The 26059-nt window shown below is 70.6% G+C and carries 22 protein-coding genes; 15 read left to right on the forward strand and 7 right to left on the reverse strand.

The features are described from left to right. Positions 1-25: 25 nt before the first annotated feature. Positions 26-832, forward strand: coding sequence for an aminotransferase class IV family protein (locus ACIQRW_RS22310; RefSeq protein ID WP_403763021.1), 807 nt, complete (start codon positions 26-28; stop codon positions 830-832). A 163-nt stretch (positions 833-995) separates the two neighbouring features. On the opposite strand, the gene ACIQRW_RS22315 is transcribed toward ACIQRW_RS22310, so the two are convergent. The 5 genes from ACIQRW_RS22315 to ACIQRW_RS22335 form a co-directional block, all read right to left on the reverse strand. Beyond that, positions 996-2783 (reverse strand): TniQ family protein, encoded by a 1788-nt coding sequence (locus ACIQRW_RS22315; protein WP_403763024.1) that lies wholly within the window; start codon positions 2781-2783, stop codon positions 996-998. Next, entirely contained in the window at positions 2780-3913 is a 1134-nt protein-coding gene (locus tag ACIQRW_RS22320; RefSeq protein WP_403763027.1) for an AAA family ATPase, read from the reverse strand. The genes ACIQRW_RS22315 and ACIQRW_RS22320 overlap by 4 nt, the downstream gene beginning before the upstream one ends. Then, positions 3906-5960: a helix-turn-helix domain-containing protein gene (locus ACIQRW_RS22325; protein ID WP_403763029.1), complete on the reverse strand. Its 2055-nt coding sequence runs from the start codon at positions 5958-5960 to the stop codon at positions 3906-3908. Before ACIQRW_RS22325 ends, ACIQRW_RS22320 begins: the two co-directional genes overlap by 8 nt. Positions 5961-6052: 92 nt before the next feature. Next, the gene (locus tag ACIQRW_RS22330) at positions 6053-6781 is read right to left on the reverse strand and encodes a TnsA-like heteromeric transposase endonuclease subunit (RefSeq protein WP_403763032.1); all 729 of its coding nucleotides are present in this window, start codon (positions 6779-6781) and stop codon (positions 6053-6055) included. Positions 6782-6998: 217 nt separating this feature from the next. Beyond that, entirely contained in the window at positions 6999-8801 is a 1803-nt protein-coding gene (locus ACIQRW_RS22335; RefSeq protein WP_403763593.1) for a glycoside hydrolase family 15 protein, read from the reverse strand. Positions 8802-9243: 442 nt separating this feature from the next. Here ACIQRW_RS22335 and ACIQRW_RS22340 point away from each other — a divergent pair, with 442 nt between their 5' ends. From ACIQRW_RS22340 to ACIQRW_RS22405, 14 genes are all read left to right on the forward strand, one after another. After that, a complete protein-coding gene (locus ACIQRW_RS22340; RefSeq protein ID WP_361328236.1) occupies positions 9244-10911 on the forward strand; it encodes a CTP synthase in 1668 nt (555 codons plus the stop codon). Positions 10912-10999: 88 nt separating this feature from the next. Next, the gene (locus ACIQRW_RS22345; RefSeq protein WP_361328233.1) at positions 11000-11626 is read left to right on the forward strand and encodes an NUDIX hydrolase; all 627 of its coding nucleotides are present in this window, start codon (positions 11000-11002) and stop codon (positions 11624-11626) included. 189 nt (positions 11627-11815) lie between these two features. Continuing rightward, on the forward strand, positions 11816-13948 hold the full coding sequence (locus tag ACIQRW_RS22350) for a tetratricopeptide repeat protein (protein WP_403763037.1): 2133 nt from the start codon (positions 11816-11818) through the stop codon (positions 13946-13948). A 143-nt stretch (positions 13949-14091) separates the two neighbouring features. Then, complete coding sequence (gene ald, locus ACIQRW_RS22355; RefSeq protein WP_403763596.1) at positions 14092-15207, forward strand: alanine dehydrogenase; 1116 nt, start codon at positions 14092-14094, stop codon at positions 15205-15207. A 368-nt stretch (positions 15208-15575) separates the two neighbouring features. Next, positions 15576-16694: a ParA family protein gene (locus ACIQRW_RS22360; protein WP_403763040.1), complete on the forward strand. Its 1119-nt coding sequence runs from the start codon at positions 15576-15578 to the stop codon at positions 16692-16694. Further along, positions 16691-17257, forward strand: coding sequence for a hypothetical protein (locus ACIQRW_RS22365; RefSeq protein ID WP_403763599.1), 567 nt, complete (start codon positions 16691-16693; stop codon positions 17255-17257). The genes ACIQRW_RS22360 and ACIQRW_RS22365 overlap by 4 nt, the downstream gene beginning before the upstream one ends. 83 nt (positions 17258-17340) lie before the next feature. After that, complete coding sequence (locus ACIQRW_RS22370) at positions 17341-18339, forward strand: segregation and condensation protein A (RefSeq protein ID WP_403763043.1); 999 nt, start codon at positions 17341-17343, stop codon at positions 18337-18339. Then, on the forward strand, positions 18336-18992 hold the full coding sequence (gene scpB / locus ACIQRW_RS22375; protein ID WP_403763046.1) for an SMC-Scp complex subunit ScpB: 657 nt from the start codon (positions 18336-18338) through the stop codon (positions 18990-18992). Before ACIQRW_RS22370 ends, scpB begins: the two co-directional genes overlap by 4 nt. Beyond that, entirely contained in the window at positions 18992-20386 is a 1395-nt protein-coding gene (locus tag ACIQRW_RS22380) for a pseudouridine synthase (RefSeq protein ID WP_403763049.1), read from the forward strand. Before scpB ends, ACIQRW_RS22380 begins: the two co-directional genes overlap by 1 nt. Positions 20387-20515: 129 nt before the next feature. After that, a complete protein-coding gene (gene pnuC, locus ACIQRW_RS22385) occupies positions 20516-21172 on the forward strand; it encodes a nicotinamide riboside transporter PnuC (RefSeq protein ID WP_403763052.1) in 657 nt (218 codons plus the stop codon). Further along, on the forward strand, positions 21169-22248 hold the full coding sequence (locus ACIQRW_RS22390) for an AAA family ATPase (protein ID WP_403763055.1): 1080 nt from the start codon (positions 21169-21171) through the stop codon (positions 22246-22248). The genes pnuC and ACIQRW_RS22390 overlap by 4 nt, the downstream gene beginning before the upstream one ends. After that, positions 22245-23057 (forward strand): NUDIX hydrolase, encoded by an 813-nt coding sequence (locus ACIQRW_RS22395; RefSeq protein ID WP_403763058.1) that lies wholly within the window; start codon positions 22245-22247, stop codon positions 23055-23057. The genes ACIQRW_RS22390 and ACIQRW_RS22395 overlap by 4 nt, the downstream gene beginning before the upstream one ends. Then, complete coding sequence (locus tag ACIQRW_RS22400; protein ID WP_403763061.1) at positions 23054-24079, forward strand: ADP-ribosylglycohydrolase family protein; 1026 nt, start codon at positions 23054-23056, stop codon at positions 24077-24079. Before ACIQRW_RS22395 ends, ACIQRW_RS22400 begins: the two co-directional genes overlap by 4 nt. 118 nt (positions 24080-24197) lie before the next feature. Then, the gene (locus ACIQRW_RS22405) at positions 24198-24641 is read left to right on the forward strand and encodes an SRPBCC family protein (protein ID WP_026290833.1); all 444 of its coding nucleotides are present in this window, start codon (positions 24198-24200) and stop codon (positions 24639-24641) included. On the opposite strand, the gene ACIQRW_RS22410 is transcribed toward ACIQRW_RS22405, so the two are convergent. Together ACIQRW_RS22410 and ACIQRW_RS22415 are read right to left on the reverse strand one after the other, a co-directional pair. Continuing rightward, positions 24607-25365, reverse strand: a complete 759-nt coding sequence (locus ACIQRW_RS22410; RefSeq protein ID WP_403763064.1) for a DNA polymerase beta superfamily protein — start codon at positions 25363-25365, stop codon at positions 24607-24609. The genes ACIQRW_RS22405 and ACIQRW_RS22410 overlap by 35 nt on opposite strands. A 55-nt stretch (positions 25366-25420) precedes the next feature. Next, positions 25421-25846, reverse strand: a complete 426-nt coding sequence (locus ACIQRW_RS22415; RefSeq protein WP_403763067.1) for a Rieske (2Fe-2S) protein — start codon at positions 25844-25846, stop codon at positions 25421-25423. Between the last annotated feature and the right edge of the window lie 213 nt (positions 25847-26059).

Here is a 26059-nt window from a genome sequence, read left to right on the forward strand (position 1 = left end):
GGTGTCAGGCTCTAACGTCCGGACCATGAACCAGGATTCCCCGTACATCGTGCAGCTGAACGGCCGGACGGCCACCGCCGGCGACCTCGCGCCGCTCGCCTTCGCGGGCCACGCCCACTTCACCGCCGTACAGGTCCGCGAAGGCCGGGTCCGCGGCCTCGACCTCCACCTGGAGCGGCTCAGGTCCGCTTCGGCGGAGCTGTTCGGCCGGGCTGTGCCGGACGACGTGGTGCGCTCACGTCTGCGTACGGCGCTCCGCGACGGACCGGCCGATCTCTCGTTGACGGCCACGGTGTACTCCCCGGCGGGCGAGTTCACCGCAGCCGACGCCGATCCCGCGCTGCTCGTGCGCACCGGGCCGGCGTCGTCCGGCCCCGGCGGGCCGCTCGCCCTGGCGGCGGTCCGGCACGACCGGTTCCAGCCGCACATCAAGCACGTCGGCGAGCCGGCCAAGACGCATCTGCTCCGCAGGGCCGTCGCCGACGGCTTCGACGACGCCGCGTTCCTGGACGGGGAGGGCCGGTTCAGCGAGGCGACGATCTGGAACCTGGCCTTCTGGGACGGCGCCTCGGTGCTGTGGCCCCGGGCCGGCCTGCTGACCGGGACGACCATGGGCATCGTCCGCCGGCAGCTGGACCGGCTCGGGGTCGGACAGCGGACCGTCGCGATCACCCCCGATGACCTGCCCGCCCTCGCCGGAGCGGTCGTCATGAACTCCTGGACGCCGGGCGTGGCCGTCCACCGGATCGGCGCGGTCGAGCTGCCGGCCGCCCCGCCGTTCCTGGAACTGCTCCACCGGGCGTACGAGGCCGAACCGCTCACCGCCCCCTGACAACGCGCGACGGCCGCCCCGGGGAGCCCGGGGCGGCCGTCCTCGCCGTCGGCGGCTGTAGGTTCCCGTGAGCCTTGTCCTTAAGGTGCGCAGTGACCTGCGGTTCCTTGGTCCGATTCCATGGTCGTGTCATCGGTCACGTCCCATGCGCGTGTCATTTTCCTCAAGAAGCTGAGGGGAGGGCCTGGAGCGGGACGAGGCGGGCAGTTGCGGTCAAGGTGTAGTAGATGCGGCCGCGGCCGCCGCGATGAGGTCGTTCAGCTGCGCTCTCGCGTCGGCTCAGCAGCCATCCGGAGGCTTCGAGGCGACGAAGCTGCTTGTAGATGGTGTTGAGCGGGAGTCCGATGCTGGTGTGCAGCTGTGTGGTGTAGACCTCCTGGTCCGGATGGGACAGGAGGTGGAGTGTGAGGGGCAGCAGTGACAAGGGGACGTTGATTCGGGGCGGGGGCTGGCCACATTCGCAGAGGTCGGTCAGTGTGCGGCTTTCGGCCCCGAATGCTGTTTGCGCGGCGGACACGGCCTCGCGGTCCGGTATGGAAGTCATCTTGCGGCCGAGCACTTGGTGCATTAGCTCGCGTGCCTGCTTCTTGCCGAGCTGCTGGAGGAGCGACAGTCCCCGGGAAGTGGGCCATTGCGGTGTGTGCCCTGTCGACCGGTGGAAGAGTTCACCGCCGATGGCTCGCTCCATCTGGCTGAACTGCATGCTGAGGGCGCTGTGTTCCACGTTGAGATAGTTGGCAGTGGCCGAGACGGTAGGGAAGGCCATATTGATTTGGAATCGGCGGAGACGGACCCAGCCGTGCAGAGTGCCCTCGACTGCTGCCCGGATGTCGTGGTGCACCGAATCGTCGAGCTCCACCAGCATTTCACGTCGGCTGCGGGAGCCGGCGGGGCGTCTGGCAATCCCGAGCTTGGTGAGTCGACGCGTGACGGTTTCCGTGCAGGCTCCGGTTTCGTGGCTGATGTCTCCGAGACTGCGCAGCTGGACGACGTACTGCTCGCGTAGCCAGTTGTCATCGAATGGATGGGGGCGGGTGCCTGCGGGCTGGACCTTGATGCCGAGGGCTTTGGCCCGTTGGACAACGAGGCGCTCGGGGAGGTCGAAGCTCTTGGCGATTTCTCTCAGCGATCTCTTCCTGACCTCGTGCTCGCGGTGCAGGAACTGCGGTGTGAGGAAGGTGCGTGTGCGTGACCTCAGACGCCACCTGCCGATCTCCGTGACAGGGTTGGTGACGTCGTCGAGCATCCGCTCCCATGCTCTGCGGACCTTGGCATCCGTACTGCTGAGGCCGTCTGACGAGTACGAGGACGTCAGCTCGGTCAGCAGCCGATCCACGTCCGCGAACACTAGGTCAACGGAGCGATGCCCATGGACGGGGATGGCGTCGAGCTGCTCCTGGGCGCCGAGGAGGGGATGCTGTGGGGAAAGTGGTAGGGGTGGAGCGAATCTCAGGTCGGTGCCGCAACTTCCTCTCCGTTGCGGAGGCTTGTGTGTGCACTCTCCCGGCCGCTGCCAGGGCACTTTCCCCGAGATTGACTCACGTGGCGGCCGGTGGCACCGGTGGCACTGGAAATGCAGGAGTGCATGATGGCGAGTGCAAGCGAAGGTCCAGGGCAGCCACCAGCGCAGTATCCAGCGCCCCTGTGTCTCGTTTAGGCACTGGGGGCAGAACCGGCAGCTCGGCGCGCGACGACCGAAGAGATTCGCGGCGGTGACGGTCTGGTCGAGGCGGCCTGAAGGCAATTGGAGGCATTCCTCCAGGGTTCGCAGATGCTGTTCGGGCATGCTGGTGACGAACTGGTGGATGCGTTCTGGCGGCGGCAGGTGGAGTGCTGACAGTAGCGACGGCACCGGCATCCAGCAGCGGCGGGCGAGAGCTTCCAGCCAGCTGTCCATGCTCTCGCCTGGCAGCGGTGTGACGCGGATCGACAAGGTTCGAAGCTCGCTCATGCCGCCTTCTTGGGCTGGCTGACCAGTCGGCCGGAGTCGAGGGCCTGCTTGAGTTCCTGGCGGGCCCGCTCGGATGCGGCGTCGTTTTTCACCTCATCCAGCAGATCTTTGTCCAGGCGTTCGACGCCGGTGCGTAGGGCTCTCTGGCAGCCACGGTTAATCAGCGTCATGAGCGAGCCGATGTGTCCGGTGCTGCGGGCGAAGAGATAGTCGGACAGATCGTCCGCGATCATGCCCGGGTATTTGTCCGCGAGGACGACGCGCTCCTCGATGGCGAGAAGGGCGTCGCGCCAGTCGGTGCGCCCCTTCTCGGAGGAGATGGCGAATGGCTCCATGTTGAGCTGGGTGGTGCGACGTCCCGTCTGAGCGAGAACGGCGTCCTCGTAGCTTGAGCCTTCGCTGAACAGGCCCCGCTTTTCCAGGCCGACTCCGATCATCAACAACGTGACTGGGAATTCGTTGGCAATATATTTGAAGTGGTTGCTGACCTCGATCCCGTTTTTGTCCCGCCACTTCAGGAAGTGCAAATCGTCCACGATCAAAAGCTTTGTTTCTGCCGATAGGACTGAGTCGAGAGCGCGGTAGCCGAACTCGGCGGCAGTCCCGCGGAAACGGCCGGGGTGTCCGTAGTACTCCAGAATGGAACGATTGAAGTCGCGCATCCCGGTGTTGCTGGTCAGTCCGACACGGCAGACCGGCCACCGCTCGTGTCCCTCGTCAGTGTATTTCCCTTCTTCTTGGATGATGCGACGGTGGACCTTTTTGGCGAAGGAGAGTACGGCTGTGGTCTTGCCCAGCCCAGGAAAAGCATCAAGAGCGATGCCGCCTTTGACCTTGTCACCGTCCTGGTCGTTACTGTCGAAGATGTCCCAGAGGTCTTCATGCAGGGCCTTCATCTGCGTGGTGCCCAATGGGCCGAGGTTCGCGTGCCACTTGCGGCGGCAGCGGTTGTATTCGGCAAGGGCTTCCTTGCCCATTTTCTTCAGCTGGCGGCAGGACAGATGCTCCGGACGCTTCCTGCGCGGGGCCTCGGCCAGGCGGCCGAAGCCTTCCTTGCGGGACAGCGTGAGGTGATCCAGCCGAGAGCGCAGATCGACTTCCTCGGCCTGGGCCCGGATTGGCTTACTCATCGTCATCGATGTCCTTCAAGGCCGTGGCGTAAAAGTTGAGTTCCTCTTCCAGCTCCTCCAGGCTGTCGGCGTCGTCATCGCCCGCCTCCGGGTCCTGGACGGCGCCGATCGCCGACGGTGCCGTTTGTTCGGGAAGGGAAAGCACGCGGGCGACCGATGGCAGCGAACTGACGTCGTCGGACCGCTGCTCGGGAAGTTCCAGGGCGACCTGTTCGCGGGAGAGCCGCAGCGCCATCCGACGTTCGACCAGGGAAGTGCCCAGCCCGAGGTTCCACCGCTTCAGCAGTAGGGCGATGGCGAGCCGGTCGTCGGGATAGACGTACTCCTTCGCCGCGAGGCGCCGGGCGAACTGCAAGGCTTCCTCGCTCAGAGGCATGGCCAGGCCGGGCGCGTGCTCCCATTGAAGCGGGTGCCAGATGCGTTCGTGGTCCCGGAAGTGGATGCGGGTGACGTCGTCGGGGTCGGCGAAGAACGGCAGCCGCCGCTTGCCCAGGCCGATGCCGGAGCCAGCCATGTCTCGGAGCCCGTTGAGACAATCGCCGTTGTAACGGCGGCCGTTGATCTCGACGCCGTAGTGCTGCACGGTGCGCATCGTGACGTCGAGGAACTCGTAAGCCAGGTTCGGGTCGTGCGGCACCTCGATGTAGCCCGCCCGCGCGAGCCCGTGCTCGAACATCGCCGCCGGAGACAGCTCCACCTTCGGCAGGTGCGGATCGACGAGGCCCTCGTGTGGCCTGCGGTGATACGTCACCGCGGTCCATTCCCGGATGATTGCCTCCAACTCGTGGTGGAAGAAGAAGGCGTCCTTCTCCGGGTTCAGCCCGCGCGAGTGGATGTCCGGTCCCTTGTAGCCGGGCAGCCGCTGCAGCAGGTCTTCCCGCAGGGTTCGGAAGTACCGTTCCACCGGCCCCTTGTCCCGGCCCGTGCGCAGCCTCGCCGGCTGCACGGAGATTCCCATCCGGTGGCAGACGCTGGTCAGATGCGCCGACAGGTAGATCTTGCCGTGGTCGACGATCAACGTCTCGGGCGCCACCTTCGGGCCCCAGACCCCGGTGGCGGGCCCGTGGACGGCCTCTGCCTCAACCAGCACCCCACGCGGAATGCCGTGCTCAGGCCAGGCCGCATCCCTCGGCCAGCCCTCCGGAACCTGCTGAGGACGGTATGTCTGATAGAGGACGGCCGCCGCGTCGATGGCCTTCGTCGACACCGGCGTCACCCGCAGACCGACGATGCAGCGGGTGTACCAGTCCATCGCGACGGTCAGCTCTGCCTGCATCCACCGCAGCGTCACCGGGTCGAGGGCGAACACGTCCAGCCGCGTGGTGTCCATCAACACGTACTCGCCCGGCCGCGTGGGCCGCAGCTTCCCGTAGACCCCCTTCGGCCGGTCGGCGATGTCCCGGTTGCGCTGGGTACTCAGCCGGAACGTTGGGTGGCGCCGCTCCAGTTCCTGCATCCACCGATAGGCCGTCGTCCGCGGCGGCACCGGCACCTTGACCAGCTTGAACTTGGTCCTGACGCGGGCCTCGACTTCTTCCAGGACTACCTTCACCGAGGGCCGTGACTCCTCCTCGTACTCCTTCAGCACCTCCTCCGCGGCCTCGACCCAGCGCGGATCGGCGTTGGCCAGCGCACTGTCCGCCCGCGCGGTCTTCGGCACCAGCCCGGCCTCGCCCAGCTCCCGGAAGGCCCGCGCCCACCGGCGCACCGTCCGCTCCGTCACCCCCAGTTCCGCCGCCTTGGCCTCATACCGAACCTGCATGGGCAGGCCAGGGGCGTACTGCGGGCGCGGCTCATCCGGCCGTGGGAGGTTCTCGCTGCCGGAGCGGTAGCCCGTCAACATCTCCCGGACATGCTCGGCTCGCTCCAGGACGTCCTTCTTCTCGTCCTTGGTCAGCCGGTTCAGCACCACGGCCGCAAGGTCCTCGTCATCGGTGGAAGATGGGCCCGCCCTGTCGTGGATCAGCTCGGCGCGGTCCGAGGTCAGCAGCTCACGTAGCGACATCCGGGTCAGCCGGTCGCGCCCGTCCTTGAGGACGACCTCCATGCCCGTGGCCAGGCTGGCGAACTCCACGACCTCGACCGTCTCGCCGTCCAGCCGGAAGTGCGTCCCGATCCTGAGCCTTGTTCCGGCCCCGTTCATGAGGCCCTCCGGAGCAGGTGCCGCGAGCTCAGCGACCGGTCCAGCGCGGTCGTCACATGCCCAGACCACAGCAGGTGCAGCACCGCCGACTTCACCAGCGGCCGGGGACACTGCGGGAGCAGCCGGAAAGCATCGCCCAGCGGCATCCCGTCCAGATCCGCGGCCCGCAGCGTGGCCACCAGGTCAGGGTCGAACAACCAGGCGCGGCGGTAGCCGGCCAGGAACCGGACGTTCTCCAGCACGTACGGATCCGGCTCGTTCCATACCTCGTACCGCCAGCCGCGTGACGCGACCGCCTCCCGTGTCCACGCGAACGTGAAGGCGACCTCCGGCTTCTCAAGCCGGTGGCGCGGCTTGACGTCCACGACCACCGGACCGTCGTCCGTCAGCAGCAGATAGTCCGGGATGTGCTTGCGGACCTTGCCATCGACGTCGGCCTTGAGCAGGAACGGCTGGGCGACGATGTGCCGCACCTCCGGAGCGAAGTCGGCGAACAGCAGCCGCCCCAGCTCCAACCGCGACTCGTAGATCACGTGGTCGCCCACGGTGGCAGACCAGTACGTGCCCGAATAGTGCTGCTGCCCCTTGTACCAGCGGAACGTCCGCCACGGCTGAGCCTCCCGCAGCAGCCCGAGCGGCACCGACGGCCACTCCAGGTCCTCCACCACGGACTCGTCACCACGCCGGACACTCAGCCGTACCGGCACGGCCACCGCTGTACCCATCGGACACCAACCCTGCGATTCCCGAGGCGGCCTCGCTGGCCGCCAAACGCCCGGGTCCTGCCCCGGCAGCGCACGTAGACGCTGACCGGGGCGGTCCTGTACACAAAGAGGGGAACTAATCGCTCACGAGGCATGAATCCCATCCCCATGTCCTATTGGCCACGCGGTGGACATCGCCGGTGGGAAAAGGACACGGGATCTGGGATCCCACAGCGGCTCAGCCGACGTACGCGCCGCTCGCCGTCAGCCGCAGAGCCGTGTCGATCAGCGGGACGTGGCTGAACGCCTGCGGGAAGTTCCCCACCTGGCGCTGGAGGTTGGAGTCCCACTCCTCGGCCAGCAGGCCCAGGTCGTTGCGGAGCGACAGCAGCTTCTCGAACAGCTGGCGCGCCTCGTCGACCCGGCCGATCATCGCGAGGTCGTCGGCCATCCAGAACGAGCAGGCCAGGAACGCGCCCTCGTCGCCCGCCAGACCGTCGACGCCCGCGTTCTCGCCCTCCGTCGGGTAGCGCAGGATGAAGCCGTCCTCCGTGGACAGCTCCCGCTGGATCGCCTCGATCGTGCCGATGACCCGCTTGTCGTCCGGCGGCAGGAAGCCCATCTGGGGAATGAGCAGCAGGGAGGCGTCCAGCTCCTTCGACCCGTAGGACTGGGTGAAGGTGTTGCGCTCCTTGTCGTAGCCGCGGTCGCAGACGTCCCGGTGGATGTCGTCGCGGAGCTGGTACCACCGCTCCAGCGGACCTTCGACGTCCCCGGACTCGACCAGCTTGATCGTCCGGTCGACCGCGACCCACGCCATCACCTTCGAGTGCACGAAGTGCCGGCGCGGCCCGCGCACCTCCCAGATGCCCTCGTCGGGCTCCTCCCAGTGCTTCTCCAGATACTCGATCAGCTTGAGCTGGAGGCCCATGGCGTAGTCGTTGCGGGTCAGCCCCGTCATGTGCGCCAGGTGCAGCGCCTCGGTGACCTCGCCGTACACATCGAGCTGGAGCTGGTTGGCCGCGCCGTTGCCGACCCGGACCGGGCCGGAGTTCTCGTAACCGGGCAGCCAGTCCAGCTCCGCCTCGCCGAGCTCGCGCTCGCCGGCGATGCCGTACATGATCTGGAGGTTCTCCGGGTCGCCCGCCACCGCCCGCAGCAGCCACTCGCGCCAGGCGCGGGCCTCCTCCCGGTATCCGGTGCGCAGCAGCGAGGAGAGGGTGATCGCGGCGTCCCGCAGCCAGGTGTAGCGGTAGTCCCAGTTCCGTACGCCCCCGATCTCCTCGGGCAGCGACGTGGTCGGGGCCGCGACGATGCCGCCGGTCGGCGCGTACGTGAGGGCCTTCAGGGTGATCAGGGAGCGGACGACCGCCTCCCGATAGGGCCCGTGGTACGTACACTGATCGACCCATTCGCGCCAGAACAGCTCGGTCGCCTCCAGGGACCCCTCGGGTTCGGGGAGGGCGGGCGGCCCGTGGTGCGAGGGCTGCCAGCTGATCGTGAACGCCACCCGTTCGCCGGGGCCGACGGTGAAGTCGGAGTAGGTGGTCAGGTTCTTGCCGTACGTCTCCGCCTCGGTGTCCAGCCAGACGGAGTCCGGACCGGCGACGGCGACCGTGCGGTTGTCGACCTTGTGCACCCAGGGCGTCACCCGGCCGTAGCTGAAACGCATCCGCAGTTCCGAGCGCATCGGCACCCGGCCGCTGACACCCTCCACGATCCGGATGAGCTGCGGCGCGCCGTCACGCGGCGGCATGAAATCGGTCACCCGCACGGTGCCGCGCGGTGTGTCCCACTCCGATTCCAGGACGAGGGAGTCACCGCGATAGCGCCGCCGGTCGGCGAAGGCCGGCTCCGTTCCTTCCGCTCTCGCGGGGCTCATGCGCCAGAAGCCGTGTTCCTCGGTGCCCAGAAGCCCCGCGAACACGGCGTGCGAGTCGAAGCGGGGCAGGCACAGCCAGTCCGCTGTGCCGTCCCGGCAGACCAGGGCTGCGGTCTGCATGTCTCCGATGAGTGCGTAATCCTCGATGCGCCCGGCCACGTGCGTCTCCAGTCGAACGGCCATGTCGCCCTGTAAGAGGGCGCTTACTGCGGGTCAAGGGGGTCGTAGGGTCTTTCACCCGGGAAGATCCGACGAGTCCTGTACCGGTGGGCGGCCTGGGTGGCGCCGCCGCCCGGCCGTCTCGGCAGCGAGTGTTTGAGCAGGATACGACGCGCCGCGAAGATCCGCGCGACGGTCTCCGCAACATCTCTGAGCTGATCGAGTGGGACGTGGAGTGGCTGGGGTGATGGTGTGACGCCCTTGTGCAGGGTGTGGCCGGAAGCAGCCTCCCGCCGTCGCTGTTACCCTGGTAGCCCGTGGACCGGTGGTCGTTCGCGACAGCGCACGAGGCCCCCGAACCGCAGCGACGGCGCCCCCGGAATCTCCGGTTCGGCCGCCGGTACGCACCTCAGAATCGCGACCACGGGAGCCCCCTTTGGCTATGCAGCCCACATCCACGACGACCAAGCACATCTTCGTCACCGGGGGTGTCGCCTCCTCCCTCGGCAAGGGTCTGACTGCCTCCAGCCTGGGTGCCCTGCTCAAGGCGCGGGGCCTGCGGGTCACCATGCAGAAGCTCGACCCCTACCTCAACGTCGACCCGGGCACGATGAACCCCTTCCAGCACGGTGAGGTGTTCGTCACCAACGACGGCGCCGAGACCGACCTGGACATCGGCCACTACGAGCGCTTCCTCGACGTCGACCTCGACGGGTCCGCCAACGTGACGACCGGCCAGGTCTACTCGCAGGTCATCGCCAAGGAGCGGCGCGGCGAGTACCTGGGCGACACCGTCCAGGTCATCCCGCACATCACCAACGAGATCAAGCACCGCATCCGCCGCATGGCCGCCGAGGACGTGGACGTCGTCATCACCGAGGTCGGCGGCACGGTCGGCGACATCGAGTCGCTGCCGTTCCTGGAGACCGTCCGCCAGGTCCGCCACGAGGTCGGCCGGGACAACGTCTTCGTCGTCCACATCTCGCTGCTGCCCTACATCGGCCCCTCCGGTGAGCTGAAGACCAAGCCCACCCAGCACTCGGTGGCCGCCCTGCGCAACATCGGCATCCAGCCGGACGCCATCGTGCTGCGCGCCGACCGTGAGGTCCCCACCGCCATCAAGCGCAAGATCTCGCTGATGTGCGACGTCGACGAGACCGCCGTGGTGGCCTGCCCGGACGCCCGGTCGATCTACGACATCCCCAAGGTGCTGCACACCGAGGGTCTGGACGCCTACGTCGTCCGCAAGCTCGACCTGCCGTTCCGGGACGTCGACTGGACCACCTGGGACGACCTGCTGGACCGGGTCCACAACCCCGACCACGAGGTCACCGTCGCGCTGGTCGGCAAGTACATCGACCTGCCCGACGCCTATCTCTCGGTCACCGAGGCGATCCGCGCCGGCGGCTTCGCCAACAAGGCCCGGGTCAAGGTCAAGTGGGTCACCTCCGACGACTGCCGGACCGCGGCGGGCGCCGCCGAGCACCTCGGGGACGTCGACGCGATCTGCATCCCGGGCGGCTTCGGCGAGCGCGGGGTCGACGGCAAGGTCGGCGCCATCCGCTACGCCCGCGAGAACAAGGTCCCGCTGCTCGGCCTCTGCCTCGGCCTCCAGTGCATCGTCATCGAGGCGGCCCGCTCGCTCGCGGAGATCCCCGACGCCAACTCCACCGAGTTCGACGCCGCCACCTCCCACCCCGTCATCTCGACGATGGAGGAGCAGCTCGCCTACGTCGAGGGCGCGGGCGACCTGGGCGGCACCATGCGGCTCGGCCTCTACCCGGCCAAGCTCGCCGAGGGCTCCCTGGTCCGCGAGGCCTACGACGGCCAGCCGTACGTGGAGGAGCGCCACCGCCACCGCTACGAGGTCAACAACAGCTACCGGGCCGAGCTGGAGAAGAAGGCCGGACTGGTCTTCTCCGGCACCTCCCCGGACAACAAGCTCGTCGAGTACGTCGAGTACCCGCGCGAGACGCACCCCTACCTGGTCGCCACCCAGGCCCACCCGGAGCTGCGCTCCCGTCCGACCCGCCCGCACCCGCTCTTCGCGGGTCTGGTGAAGGCCGCCGTCGCGCGCCAGGTCGCCGCCGCGAAGGGCGCGGACGCGTAACACCGAGGCATTACGGTTGACCGGGGTACGGATCCTGCGCGGATCGGTACCCCGGTTTCCGTTGGTTCGTGGGAGGACGTGGACGTACATGGGTATCCAGGACAAGCCCGAGGAGTGGCAGGTCACCGCGACCGCGACCCCCTTCACCGGCAACAAGACCAGCGTCCGCACGGACCAGGTGGTGATGCCCGACGGGTCCGTCCACGGCCGTGACTACCAGGTCCACCCCGGCTCCGTCGCCGTCCTCGCGCTGGACGACGACGACCGGGTCATCGTGCTGCGTCAGTACCGCCATCCGGTGCGCCACCGGCTCTGGGAGATCCCGGCCGGACTGCTCGACGTCCCCGGCGAGAACCCCCTGCACGCCGCTCAGCGCGAGCTGTACGAGGAGGCGCACGTCAAGGCCGAGGACTGGCGGGTGCTGACCGACGTCTACACCACGCCCGGCGGCTGCGACGAGGCCGTGCGCGTCTTCCTCGCCCGCGATCTCTCCGAGGCCGAGGGCGAGCGGTACGCGGTCTCCGAGGAGGAGGCCGACATGGAGCACGCCCGGGTGCCGCTGCCCGAGCTGGTCCGCTCGGTGATCGCGGGGGACGTGCACAACAACTGCCTGGTCGTCGGGGTGCTCGCGCTCTCCGCCGTACGCGCGGGCGACGGCGTCGACTCCCTGCGCCCCGCCGACGCCCCCTGGCCGGCCCGGCCCTTCGAGGCCTGACGGGCAGTCTGGACCCCTGCCCCACCCCCCGATCGGTCATTAAGAATGAAGAAATGCTGATCCGATCGGGGGATGTTCCCCGTGCTCCGCCCCACTCCGCAGTGATCGTCGTCACCGCTGAACTACGCTCGAAATGCACCCGACCGGAGTTCCGGCGGGCACCGCGTGCAGCGAAGTGGAGCGTGGCTCGTGACCGATCAGGCGGTGGACACCAGCGGCCCGGCAAAGGCCCCGGGGACCGAGGAGCCGTCCGGCGCCGCCCCGCCCCGATTCTTCGGCCGCGAACGTGAGTTGAAGGCCCTGAGGGCGGACATCGAGCGGGCCGGCCTCGACACCCTGGCCGGCCGCAAGACCCCCCGCGCCCGGGTCCTGCTCATCGCGGGCCGGCCCGGCTCCGGCCGCAGCGCGCTCGCCGAGGAGCTGGCCGGAGCGCTCACCGGAACCGACGCCGCCGGGGCCGCCGCCACCGCCACGGGCGCACTGCCCTGGGCCGTTCCCGGCACGGGTTCCGGCGACTACCCCGACGGGGTGCTCCGGGTCGGCCTCACCGACCCCGGCGGCGGGAGCGTCCCCACCGAACGCACCGCGGGCGAGATCCTCGGCCTCCTCGGGGTGGCGGTCCCGCCCGGCGCCGATCAGGACGAACTGTCCGAGATGGTCCGCGAGGCCCTCGCCGTACGCCGGCTCGTCCTGGTGCTCGACGACGCGGCCGACGCCGAACAGGTCGACCCGCTGCTCCCGGAGAACCCGGACTGCCTGGTCCTCGCCACCGCGACCGGACCGCTGACCGGCATCCCCGACGTACGGCCCTGCACCCTCGGCGGACTGGAGGCGGGCGCGGCGGTGCGGCTGCTCGCCCGCGTCATCGGACAGGTCCGCATCACCGTCGACCCCCGCACGGCGGAGACCCTGGCCGAGGAGTGCGGGGGTCAGCCCGCGGCGCTCGCCCTGATGGGCGGCCTGCTCGCCGCGCATCCCATGGCCTCGGTCGCCGACGTCGCCAAGCAGTTGCACGAGCTTCCCGACCCCGGCGAGCAACTGCCCACCGGCGCCCGCCCGCTGGCCCGCGCGTTCCGGCTCGTCCACGACTCCCTGCCACAGGCCGCCGCCCGGATACTGCGTCTGCTGGCCCTCGCCCCCGCCGGGCTCGCCGACGCCCACACGGCCTCCGCGCTGGCCGGCTGCTCGGTCTCCGCCGCCCGCTCCACCCTCGACGACTTCGTGAAGCTCGGGCTGCTGCGGACGGACGGCGCGGCCCACCCCCAGTACGCGGTGCCCGGCTGCCTCGCCCCGATGCTGCTGGCCCTCCTGGAGGACCGGGACCGGCCGGCCGAGATCGAGCTCGCCCGCGCCCGGATGCTGGAGCGGACCGTGCGCCGGCTCCAGTCCTGCCGGGCGGTCACCGAGCCGGAGAGCTCCGCCGCCCGCCGCAAACTCGCCGGCCTGCCCCGCTCGCTGCGCTTCCCGAACGCGGACGAGGCGGGCGCGTGGCTTCGGGTCCGACAGCCCGCCCTGCTCGCATCGGCCCGGCTCGCCGTGGCGGACGGCGAGCTCGACACCCTGGCGCGGCGGCTGGTGGCGGCCCTGGTGCGGGCGCTGGCCGCGCACCGGGGGACGGAGGAGGCCGCCCCCGAGCTGTACGGGCTGCACGGTCTCGTCCTGGACGTGGCGCTCCGCCGCGAACTGCCCCGCGAGCAGGCGGCCGCCCTGCTGAACCTCGCGGACCTGGACGCCCGCACCGGCCGCACCCGGGACGCGCTGACCCGCTACCGGGCCGCGCTGGACGCCGGAAAGGCGGCGAAGGACCTGTACGCCACCGGCCGCGCGATGGAATCCGTAGGCGGCGCGTACGAGGAGCTGGGGGACTACCACCGGGCCGCCGACTGGTACGGCCGGGCGCTCGCCCAGCGCCTGACCCAGGGGGAGGGCGCCGCCGAGGCCCGGCTGTACGGGCGGCTTGGGGCGGTCCACACCTACGCCGGGCGCTACGGCGAGGCGCTGCGGAACTGGCGGGCCGCCGCGGCGGGCCACCGCAGGCTCGGCGATCCGGCGGCCCAGGCGCGGGCGCTCAGCGAGGCCGCCCGGGTCCAGGAGTACGCGGGCCGGCCGCACGACTCGCTCCAGACCTGCCGGGAGGCCGTCGACCTGGCCCGGCGCGCCGGTGACGTGCGACTTCAGGCGGCGCTCCAGCTGCGGCTGGCCGACACGCTGGACCGGCTCGGAGACCCCGCGGCGGCCGGGTTGCACCGGAACGCGGCCGATAGATTGCTGGGAGAGGAGGCTCCTGCCTACGAAATCCGTAGTGCTTCGACAGAAAGTTAATGCTTTGTAAGGCTAGACAGCGCGAAGTCCTTCATTAGACTGGCTCTGCCGCGTTCCTCCGTGGCGTCTCCATTTATGCTGTATATGTCCGGGTGTGCACCGTTCTGCCCGGATGACCCTCCGAGCCAAGGACCGTGATCGACGTGAAGGTCGGCATCCCCCGCGAAGTCAAGAACAACGAGTTCCGGGTGGCGATCACCCCCGCCGGAGTGCATGAGCTCGTCCGCCACGGCCACCAGGTCGTCATCGAGCACGACGCCGGTGTCGGCTCGTCCATCCCGGACGAGGAGTACGTCGCCGCCGGCGCGCAGATCCTTGCCACCGCCGATGAGGTCTGGGCCGCCGCCGACCTGCTGCTGAAGGTCAAGGAGCCGGTCGCCGAGGAGTACCACCGCCTCCGCAAGGACCAGACCCTCTTCACGTACCTGCACCTCGCCGCCTCCCGCGAGTGCACCGACGCGCTGCTGGCCTCCGGCACCACCGCCATCGCCTACGAGACGGTCGAGACCGCGAACCGCGCGCTCCCGCTGCTCGCCCCGATGTCCGAGGTCGCGGGCCGCCTGGCCCCGCAGGTCGGCGCGTACCACCTGATGCGCTCCGTCGGCGGCCGCGGCGTGCTGCCCGGCGGAGTCCCCGGCACCGCGGCCGGCAAGGCCGTCGTCATCGGCGGCGGTGTCTCCGGCTGGAACGCCACGCAGATCGCCGTGGGCCTCGGCTTCCACGTCACGCTGCTCGACCGCGACATCAACAAGCTGCGCGAGGCCGACAAGATCTTCGGCACCAAGGTGCAGACCGTCGTCTCCAACGCCTTCGAGCTGGAGAAGGCGGTCGTCGAGGCCGACCTCGTCATCGGTGCCGTGCTGATCCCCGGAGCCAAGGCCCCGAAGCTGGTCACCAACGAGCTCGTCGCCAAGATGAAGCCCGGAAGTGTACTTGTCGACATTGCAATCGACCAGGGTGGCTGCTTCGAGGACTCGCGTCCGACGACCCACGCCGAGCCGACCTTCCAGGTCCACGACTCGGTCTTCTACTGCGTCGCCAACATGCCCGGCGCGGTGCCCCACACCTCCACCTACGCGCTCACCAACGCGACCCTGCCCTACATCGTGGAGCTCGCGAACCGCGGCTGGGCCGACGCCCTGCGCCGCGACGCCGCGCTCGCCAAGGGCCTCAACACCCATGAGGGCCAGGTGGTTTACCGCGAGGTGGCCGAGGCGCACGGTCTCCCGCACGTCGAGCTGAGCACGCTCCTCGGCTGACGGGTCAACCTCCTCCGTCAACACCGCGCGTCCGGCCGGACCTTGCCGAGCAAGGTCCGGCCGGACGCGTATAGGGCCCTGTGGGGCGCTTGCGCAACTCGCGTCGAACGTAACCCTTTACCCGTTTCGTGCTGCGGTGAAATGTGCGGCTTGGTCGCTGTGCACCCTTGACAGCGAGGCGTTCGATTGCCGACACATCGGGCCGGGTCCGGCGGATTGTGTTGCTGCGGACCGGTGACACGCCATAGAGTCGCCAATCGTCGGCATGGTGCCACGCTGACCTATCGATAAGTTTCCTGGTCACGTCCAAGGAGGTAAGACGACTTGTGAATGAGTCGACAATTACTCCCGGGGGTGGTCAACCAGGGATGCCTGCACGGGGTCTGAGCCCGATCGGGCTCGAAGCTGTCGGCTCCGTCGCTGTCCGCACCTTCGCCACCCAACAGCACATGACGACAGCCCCCCAGATGATGGACGGCCTACACGTGAACGCCACGGCCGGCAACGAGAGCAGCCGGGACACCGACCGCTTCGCCGACTTCGCCGAGGTGCCCGAGGGGCACTTCTACGACCCCGACGCCGAGTACGAGCCCGATCCGGAGTACGCGGCCACCCTCGCGCCCGACGCCGCGCGTCAGCGCCGCGAGCGCATCGGCCCGACCGGGCGGCCCCTGCCGTACTTCCCGATCCCGGGCCCCCTGACCGACCACGGCCCCGCGAAGATCATCGCGATGTGCAACCAGAAGGGCGGCGTCGGCAAGACCACGTCGACCATCAACCTGGGCGCCGCGCTCGCGGAGTACGGACGCCGGGTCCTGCTCGTCGACTTCGACCCGCAGGGCGCGCTCTCCGTCGGCCTCGGGGTCAACCCGATGGAGCTGGACCTCACCGTCTACAACCTGCTCATGGAGCGGGGCATGACGGCCGACGACGTCCTGCTCAAGACCGCGGTCCCCAACATGGACCTGCTGCCCAGCAACATCGACCTCTCCGCGGCCGAGGTGCAGCTCGTCAGCGAGGTGGCCCGCGAGTCCACGCTCCAGCGCGCCCTGAAGCCGCTGATGACCGACTACGACTACATCGTGATCGACTGTCAGCCCTCCCTCGGCCTGCTCACCGTGAACGCCCTGACGGCCGCTCACAAGGTCATAGTGCCGCTCGAGTGCGAGTTCTTCGCCCTGCGCGGGGTGGCGCTGCTCACCGAGACCATCGAGAAGGTCCAGGAGCGGCTCAACCCGGAGCTGGAGCTCGACGGCATCCTCGCCACCATGTACGACTCCCGTACGGTGCACAGCCGCGAGGTCCTGGCGCGCGTCGTCGAGGCCTTCGACGAGCACGTCTACCACACGGTCATCGGCCGCACGGTGCGCTTCCCGGAGACCACGGTGGCCGGTGAGCCCATCACCACCTACGCCTCCAACTCGGTCGGCGCAGCCGCCTATCGTCAGCTCGCCAGGGAGGTGCTCGCCCGGTGTCACGCCGAGTGAGTCTGCCGGGGGCCGACGAACTGTTCCGTACCACCGGAGGCGGGATGGGCCTCCAGCCGTCCTCGCCGGCGGAGCGGCGGCGCAAGGCGAACGGTGAGCCGCGGGTGCCCGCGCCCGCCGGGGAGAGCGATCCCTCCGGCCAGACCGCCCCCGCCGACCGTGAGGAGCACGCCGCGGCCGACGCCGACGGCGGCGACTCGCGCAGCCGCGGCGGCGAGGGCGAACGCACCCCGTCCGCCAAGGCCGCCTCCGGCGAGCGCCCCGCGCCCTCCGCCGCCCCGGCCGAGCAGCCCCCGGCGGTCCAGCAGCAGCGCAGGCGCGGCGGCGGACGCGGCGCGAACCGGCGCCCCAGCGGCCGGGAACGCCATGACGAGAAGATCACGGTCTACGTCTCCGCCGAGGAGCTGATGGACCTCGAACACGCCCGGCTCGTCCTGAGAGGCGAACACGGCCTCGCCGTCGACCGCGGCCGCATCGTCCGTGAGGCGGTGGCGGTGGTCCTGGCCGACCTGGAGTCCCGGGGCGACGCGAGCATCCTCGTACGGCGGCTGCGCGGCCGCTGAGCGGCACGGCGCGGGTAGCCTGCCCCGCAGGACCCGCCCGCCGGCGGGACCCGCCCGCGCCGCCGCCCCACCCCTGGACCACCATGCCCACGCCCGACGACCCCACCACCCCGCGCCGCCGTGCCCTGGGGCGGGGGCCGCGTGCGGTGGTGACGCCACCCGTGGAGGCGGAGGGGGCCGTACGCGAGCCTGAGCCCGTACGAGGGCCCGTACCCGTACCCGTACAAGAGGCTGTGCCGGAGCAGGCACCGGAGCCGGAAGCGGACGACAGGCGCTTCACCGTCCGGCTGGTGAACTTCGAGGGCCCCTTCGATCTCCTCCTCCAGCTGATCTCCAAGCACAAGCTGGACGTGACCGAGGTCGCCCTGTCGAAGGTCACCGACGAGTTCATGGCGTACATCCGCGCCATGGGCCCCGACTGGGACCTCGACCAGACCACCGAGTTCCTCGTCGTCGCCGCCACGCTGCTCGACCTCAAGGCCGCCCGGCTGCTGCCCGCCGCCGAGGTCGAGGACGAGGCGGACCTCGCGCTCCTGGAGGCGCGGGACCTGCTCTTCGCGCGGCTGCTCCAGTACCGCGCGTACAAGCGGATCGCCGAGATCTTCCAGGGCCGCCTGGAGTCGGAGGCCCGCCGCCACCCCCGTACGGTCGGCCTGGAGGACCAGCACGCCGCGCTGCTGCCCGAGGTGGTCATCAGCATCGGGCCCGAGGGCTTCGCCCGGCTCGCGGTGAAGGCGATGCAGCCGAAGCCCAAGCCCCAGGTGTACGTGGACCACATCCACGCCCCGCTGGTCAGCGTCCGGGAGCAGGCGGGCCTCGTGGTGGAGCGGCTGCGCGAGGCCGGAGCGGCGGTGAGCTTCGCGGTGCTGGCCGGGGACGCGCCGGACACCCTGACCGTGGTCGCCCGGTTCCTGGCCCTGCTGGAGCTGTACCGCGAGAAGGCCGTCACCCTCGACCAGGACGAGGCGCTGGGCGACCTGCTGGTGACCTGGTGCGGTGGGGCGGAGGCGGAGCCGGTGGTGACGGACGAGTTCGACCAGGAACTCAACGGGCGCGCTGACGAGGAGGACGTACGGGAATGAGCGAGCAGCCGACTCAGGAGACCGACGGGGGCGCGGTCGCCGCGCTCGATCTGAAGCCCGCCCTGGAGGCGGTCCTCATGGTCGTCGACGAGCCCGCCACCGTCGACCACCTGGCCAAGGTGCTCCAGCGGCCCCGCAGGGCCGTGGCGGACGCGTTGCGGGAGCTGGCCGACGAGTACACCGTGCAGCGCCGGGGCTTCGACCTGCGGCTCGTCGCGGGCGGCTGGCGGTTCTACACGCGCCCCGAGTACGCGGCGGCCGTGGAGGGCTTCGTCCTGGACGGCCAGCACGCCCGGCTCACCCAGGCCGCGCTGGAGACCCTGGCGGTGGTCGCCTACCGGCAGCCGGTGAGCCGGTCGCGGGTCTCGGCGGTGCGCGGAGTGAACTGTGACGGCGTCATGCGGACCCTCCTCCAGAGGGGCCTGGTGGCGGAGGCGGGCGCGGAACCCGAAACAGGTGCGATCCTGTACAGGACGACGAACTACTTTCTGGAGCGAATGGGCCTGCGAGGCCTGGACGAGCTCCCGGAACTCGCGCCCTTCCTCCCCGAGGCGGACGCGATCGAGGCTGAGACGCTAGAGGGTGTGCCGTCGTTCGATCCGGACGCACCGGACACCCCGGATACTCACGCAGACGACAAGACGGAATTTTGATGCGAAGCAGTGGCAGGAACAGCGGAAGCGGCAGCGGCGGCAGCGGCCGGAGCGGCGGAGGCGCGGGCAGCGGCGGCCGCAGTGGCGGCGGCTCCTCCCGCCAGGGCCAGGGCGGCGGCGGCCAGGGAGGCCGTCCCGGCGGACAGGGCGGCGGACGCGGCGGCAGCAGCCAGGGCGGGCGGCCCGGAGCCCCGGGCGGCCGTCCCTCCGCTCAGGGCGGGCGCGGCGGCAGCCAGGGCGGCCGTCCCGGCGGCCAGGGTGGGCGTCCCACCGGCCAGGGTGGGCGTCCCACCGGCCAGGGCGGACGCCCGGGCTCTCAGGACGGGCGTTCGAGCTACCAGGACGGACGCCCGAGCTCCCAGGGCGGCCGTGACGAGGAGCAGCGCCCCCGCCGGCCCCGCCCGGAGGAGCGCCGCTACGACGTCGGCAACGACGCCCCCGGCGTCCGGGCCGAGCAGGAAGGCCCCCGCAAGGGCCGTGGCTCGGCGGCCCGCGGCGGTGCCAAGGGCGGCCCGAAGCCCGCACAGGGCGGCAGCGGCCGCACCGGCGGTTTCCGCCGCGCCGCCCCCTCGCGCCCCCGTGAGCTGGACGCCAAGATCGAGCAGCGCAACCGCGACCGGTACGCGAACAAGCCCGTGATCAACCTCCCCAAGACCCACCCGGGCGCCGAGGAGGAGGGCGAGCGGCTGCAGAAGGTCCTCGCCCGGGCCGGCATGGGCTCGCGCCGCGCGTGCGAGGAGCTGATCGAGCAGTCCCGCGTCGAGGTCAACGGCGAGATCGTCGTCGAGCAGGGCAAGCGCGTCGATGTGCACAAGGACGAGATCAAGGTCGACGGTCTGACCGTCGCCGCCCAGTCCTACCTGTTCTTCGCGCTGAACAAGCCCGCTGGCGTCGTCTCCTCGATGGAGGACCCGGACGGCCGCCAGTGCCTCGGCGACTACGTGACCAACCGCGAGACGCGGCTGTTCCACGTCGGCCGGCTGGACACCGAGACGGAGGGCATCATCATGCTCACCAACCACGGTGAGCTGGCCCACCGCCTCACGCACCCCAAGTACGGCGTCAAGAAGACCTACCTGGCCGCCATCCAGGGCCCCCTGCCGCGCGACCTCGGCAAGCGGCTCAAGGACGGCATCCAGCTGGAGGACGGCTACGCCCGCGCCGACCACTTCCGCGTCGTCGAGAACACCGGCAAGAACTACCTGGTCGAGGTGACCCTCCACGAGGGCCGCAAGCACATCGTGCGCCGGATGCTGGCCGAGGCCGGCTTCCCGGTCGAGCGCCTCGTGCGGACGTCCTTCGGGCCGATCCCGCTGGGCGACCAGAAGTCCGGCTGGCTGCGCCGCCTCACCAACACCGAGGTCGGCATGCTGATGCGCGAGGTCGGCCTCTAGCCGTACCCGCTCCCACGCGAAGGCCCGCGGCCAGTTCTGTTCGAACTTTCCGAACAGAACCGGCCGCGGGCCTTCTGCCGTCCCCGTCCAGCCTTTATAGTCAGAGTGACTATTAAGAAGGAGGCGGGCGTGAGTCTCGCGGACGTACTCGATCCCCTGCAACAGCCCCTGGTGACGATCCTGGACACCCCGGTCAGCTGGACCGAGGTGCTGGGCTTCGGAAGCGGGGCGCTGTGCGTCTGGCTCGTGGCCCGCCAGCACCTCGCCAACTGGCCGATCGGCATCGCCAACAACCTCTTCTTCATCCTGCTGTTCGCCCAGTCCGGTCTGTACGCCGACGCCGGCCTCCAGATCGTCTTCATCACCCTCGCCGCGTACGGCTGGTGGACCTGGACCCACGGGGGTGGACCAGGAACCTCCGTCCTGCCGGTGCGCAGAACGACCCGCACCGAATGGACCTGGCTGCTCGCGGCGGGGGTGGTGGGGACCCTCGGGATCACCCTGCTGCTGTCCCGGGCCACCGACTCCACCGTCCCGTTCTGGGACGCAGCTACGACGTCCCTGTCGCTGATGGCGACGTACGGACAGTGCCGGAAGCGGCTGGAGTCCTGGTGGCTGTGGATCGCCGCCGACGTGGTCTACATCCCGCTGTACGCCCACAAGGGGCTGTATCTGACCTCGCTGCTGTACGCCGGGTTCCTCGTGCTCTGCCTCGTCGGCCTGCGCAACTGGCACCGCGACCTGACCGCACACAACACCCGGACCCCGGAGGTGGCCGCGGCATGAAGCGCTACGAACACGGCCTGGTCCTCGGCAAGTTCTACCCGCCGCACGCCGGCCACCACCACCTCGTCGAGACCGCCCGGGACCGCTGCGAACGGCTGACCGTGCTGGTCTGCGCCGCCTCCGTGGAGTCCGTCCCGCTCGCCGACCGCGTCGCCTGGATGCGCGAGGTCCACCCGGACGTCACGGTGGTGGGCGCGGTCGACGACACGCACATGGACGTGGCCGACCCGGCCGTCTGGGACGCGCACATGGCGGTCTTCACCGCGGCCGTGCCCGAGCGGGTGGACGCCGTCTTCACCTCGGAGGCGTACGGGGAGGAACTGGGCCACCGCTTCGGCGCGGCGTCCGTCCTCGTCGACCCCGACCGCACCCTCTTCCCGGTCTCCGGCACCGCCGTGCGCCGGTCCCCGGCCGACTGCTGGGACTTCCTCCGGCCGCCCGTGCGGGCGGCCCTCGCCCGCCGGGTCGTCGTCCTCGGCGCGGAGTCCACCGGCACCACCACCCTCGCGCGGGCGCTCGCCGCCCACTACCGCGCACGCGGCGGCGTGTGGGCGCGCACCGGCTACGTCGCCGAGTACGGGCGCGAGTACAGCGAACACAAGCTCGCCGCCCTGCGCGAGCGGTGGCCCGGGGCCGCCTGGGAGGACGTCAGCTTCACCACCGACGACTTCCCGCTCATCGCGAAGGCCCAGAACGACCGGGAGGAGGAGGCCGCCCGCGCCGGGTCCCCGGTGCTCCTCTGCGACACCGACTCCTTCGCCACCACCGTCTGGCACGAGCGGTACGTCGGCGGCCGCAACCCGCTCGTCGAGGAGATCGCCGACCACGCCGCCCACCATCTGTGGCTGCTCACCGACCACGAGGGCGTCCCCTTCGAGGACGACGGACTGCGCGACGGCGAGGAGCTGCGCCCCTGGATGACCGACCGCTTCCGCGCCGAACTCACCCGCACGGGAAGGCGGTTCATCGAGATCACCGGCCCGCCCGAGGCCCGGCTCACCGCCGCCGTCACCGCCGTCGACGAACTCCTCGCCACCGGCTGGGAATTCGCCGCACCCCTCCCGGAGAAGCGATGAGCACCCCCGTTCCCGAGGGCTACGACCCGCACGCCTTCGCCCCGTTCGCGGTCACCGTCGACCTCGCGGTCTTCACCGTCCGCGAGGCCCGGCTGCACGTGCTGCTCGTCGAACGCGGCCAGGAGCCCTTCCGGGGCCGGTGGGCGCTGCCCGGCGGCTTCCTGCTGCCCCGCGAGTCCGCCGAGGACGCCGCCCGCCGCGAACTCGCCGAGGAGACCGGCCTCGGCCAGGGCGCCGTCGACACCCTCCACCTCGAACAGCTGCGCACCTACACCGCCCCGGACCGCGACCCGAGGATGCGGGTCGTCTCCGTCGCGTACGCCGCACTCCTGCCGGACCTGCCCGAACCGCGCGGCGGCGGCGACGCGGCGAGCGCCCGGTGGTGGGACGCGGACTCCACCGGACCGCTGGCCTTCGACCACGACCGGATCCTCGCCGACGCCCACGACCGGATCGGCGCCAAGCTCGAGTACAGCTGCCTGGCCACCGCGTTCTGCCCCGCCGAATTCACCCTCGGCGAGCTCCAGCAGGTCTACGAGACCGTGTGGGGCGTCGAGCTCGACCGCCCCAACTTCCGGCGCAAGGTCCTGAACGCACCCGGCTTCGTCCAGGCCGTCGAGGGCCCGCCGCGCCGCACCGGCGGCCGGGGCAAACCGGCCGCCCTCTACCGGGCGGGCGACGCCACCGCCCTGCACCCGCCGCTCCTGCGCCCGCCACGACCGAACGCCGCCGCAACCCCGTTGAACTCCGCAACCCCGTCGCACTCCGCAACCCCGTCGCACTCCGCACCGGAAGGACGAGACAGATGACCATCGCCACCCCGCCCCTCACCAAGCAGGCCGCCACCGGCGTGCTGACCGGGCTCGCGCTCGGCGACGCCCTGGGCTTCCCCACCGAGTTCAACGACGTGCCCGCCATCCTCGCCAAGTTCGGCCCCTGGCGGCAGCTTCCCCTCCTGACGCCCGCCGTCGTCTCCGACGACACCCAGATGACGATCGCCCTGGGCCGGGGCATCCGCACCGCCATGGACAGCGGACTGCTCACCCCCGAGCGGATGGTGGACCCGGTCCGCGCGGAGTTCGTCGCCTGGTACCACTCGCCGGACAACAACCGGGCCCCGGGCAACACCTGCCTCACCGCCTGCCGCCTGCTCGAACACACCCGGGTCTGGCAGGAGGCCAGCCAGACCCACTCCAAGGGCTGCGGCGCCAACATGCGGGTCGCCCCCATCGGCCTGGTCCCCGGCCTCAGCGAGGAACAGCGCGCCGGGGCCGCCCAGCTCCAGGCCGCCCTCACCCACGGCCACCCCACCGCACTCACCGCTTCCGACCTGCTGGCCCGCGCGGTGTTCCTGCTCGCCCAGGGCGCCGAACCCCTCGGCCTGATCGGACAGCTGCGCAGCTACGCCTACGAGAACCGGGGCCGCTACCACACCCGCTGGCTCGGCGACCTCTGGCGCCACGCGGGCGACGCCACCCCGCAGGCGTACATCCAGCGCGGCTGGGACGAGTGCCTGACCGCGCTGGGACGCGTCCAGGACGCGCTGCGCGATCCGTCGCCGGAGACCGACCCGTGCGAGCGGACCGGGGACGGCTGGATCGCCGAGGAGGCCCTCGCCACCGCGCTGCACTGCTTCCTGCTGTTCCCCGAGGAGCCCGTCACCGCCCTGCGCCGGGCCGCCTGCACCCGGGGCGACTCCGACTCGATCGCCTGCCTGACCGGAGCGCTCGCCGGCGCGCACCTGGGCGCGGCGGCCTGGCCCAAGGAATGGTCCGAGCGCATCGAGTACCGCAGCGACCTGCTCTCCCTCGCCGCGCTCTGGGACGCTTGAGCCGTACCGGCCGGCGGGTGCGCTCCATCGTTTCGCCGACGGGACCTCCCTGAATGAGCGGAGGGCGATCGGGTACGAGAGGGCGGACCTGTTCCCGTACGAAGGTTTGGTGGTATCCGTGTCCTCCTCACTCGTCGAGACCGTCGACATCAAGGCGCCCGTGGCCGTCGCCTGGTCCCTGTGGAGCGATGTCACACAGTGGCCGAGGTTCCTGAGCCACGTCCAGCGCGTCGATCCGATCGATGAGCGGCGCTTCGCCTGGCAGCTCTCGCTGCCCGGTGCGGAGAAGCGCTTCGTCGCGGAGCTTACCGAGGTGGTCCCCGAGGACCGCATCGCCTGGAAGACGACCGAAGGAGTCCACCACGCGGGGGTGGTCACCTTCCACCGGCTCGACGACACATCGAGCCGTGTCGCCCTGCAGATCGAGTACGACCCCCAGGGATTCATCGAGCACCTGGGGGCGCTGACCAACCTCGACTCCGCCCTGACCAACTACGACCTGGGTGAATTCCAGAAGCTGGCCGAGCTCACGGCCGCGTCCGGCGGTCCCCGGACGGTGTGAGCGCGTTCGGTGCGGGCCCGGTCGGCGCCTGATCGCGCGCCGCCGAGGCCCGCCGGGCCCGGACGAGGAGGTCCTCCACGGCCGCCCGGTCGGGTTCCGGCGGCAGCGGGGAGCGGGTCGCCGCCTCGTCGTTCTCCTCGCCGAGGCGGTTCATCCGGCGCTCCACCTCCGGCCAGGACACCTCGCCCCGCTTCACCGCCAGCAGCTCCTGACGGGCCTCGCCGACGTCGATGCGCAGCTCACCCGTGCGCAGGAGGTCCCGGCAGCTCGCCAGCAGCCGCAGCAGATGCATGGCGTGCTTCCAGCGCGGCGCGCCATGGATCCGTACGTCGGCCTCCAGCTTCCTCCGCTGGCCCAGCGCGTACCGGACGAACGTGCCGTGCGCGAGCCGCGACAGGAACGCCCCGCGCAGTGCCAGCAGCTCGCGGCCGGTGTCGTCCACGGACTCCACCAGCGGGGAGTGCAGGCACTCCAGCACGTTCGGGTTGGCCCGCAGCGCCAGCTCGCAGAAGCGCTCAAGCTCCCAGGAGAACTGCTCCGGCGCGGGGCCCTCCACATGGGTCGGCGGCTTCTCGAAGCGCCAGAACAGCGGGGTGGGCGCGAGGAACACCCCGCGCCGGTCCGTATCGCTCTCCTCCGTGGCCAGTCCGAACGCGCGCGAACCCATCACGCAGGCGTAGACCGTGTGGTCGCGTACGAGTGTCTCGTCGGCGGCGGTGATCATGCCCGCGAGCGTACGTGCGCGGTGGCCGCCGCGCCTCGGAGATTCCGGCCCGCTCTCAGCCCAGCCGGATCGCGCCCCCCGATACGGTGATCCGCTCGGCGGGCAGCGGCCGGGTCGCCGGGCCGGCCTCGACCGCCGCGTCCGTGAGGCTGTACTTACTGCCGTGGCAGGGGCAGTTGATCGTGCCGTCGCTCACCGTCGAGACGAGGCAGCTCGCATGGGTGCAGACGGCGGAGAACGCCCTGAACTCACCCTCCTCCGGCTGGGTCACCACCACCTTCCGCTCCTTGAAGACGGTGCCGCCGCCGACCGGGATGTCCGCGGTCCGGGCCAGCTCCGCCCCGCCCGTGACGTCCCCCGTCGGGGTCGGCGTCGGGCTCGCGTCCCCGTCGCCGCCCCCGTCGGAGGATCCGCAGCCGGTGGCCAGGGCTGCGGCGCCCGCCGCACCCGCGGCCAGCACCGTCCTTCGCCGTGCGTTCATGGGCTCTCCTTCGGTGGCGGTGGGTGGGCGCCATCGTGGCGGAGGTGGGCCCCCGGGCGAAGCAACCGCGCGGACCGTGCGCCCGACCGAGTGGTGGATGGGGCTCCGACGGCTGCGGCCCGCCCGTCTCACGGACGGAACGCCGTGATCAGGCCCGCCGCTGCCGATCTAGGCTGAGGTGAGCAGCCGGCCGCGTCCCAGGTCGTGTCCGGA

Source organism: Streptomyces sp. NPDC091287 (genome assembly GCF_044768525.1).
GTDB lineage: Bacteria > Actinomycetota > Actinomycetes > Streptomycetales > Streptomycetaceae > Streptomyces.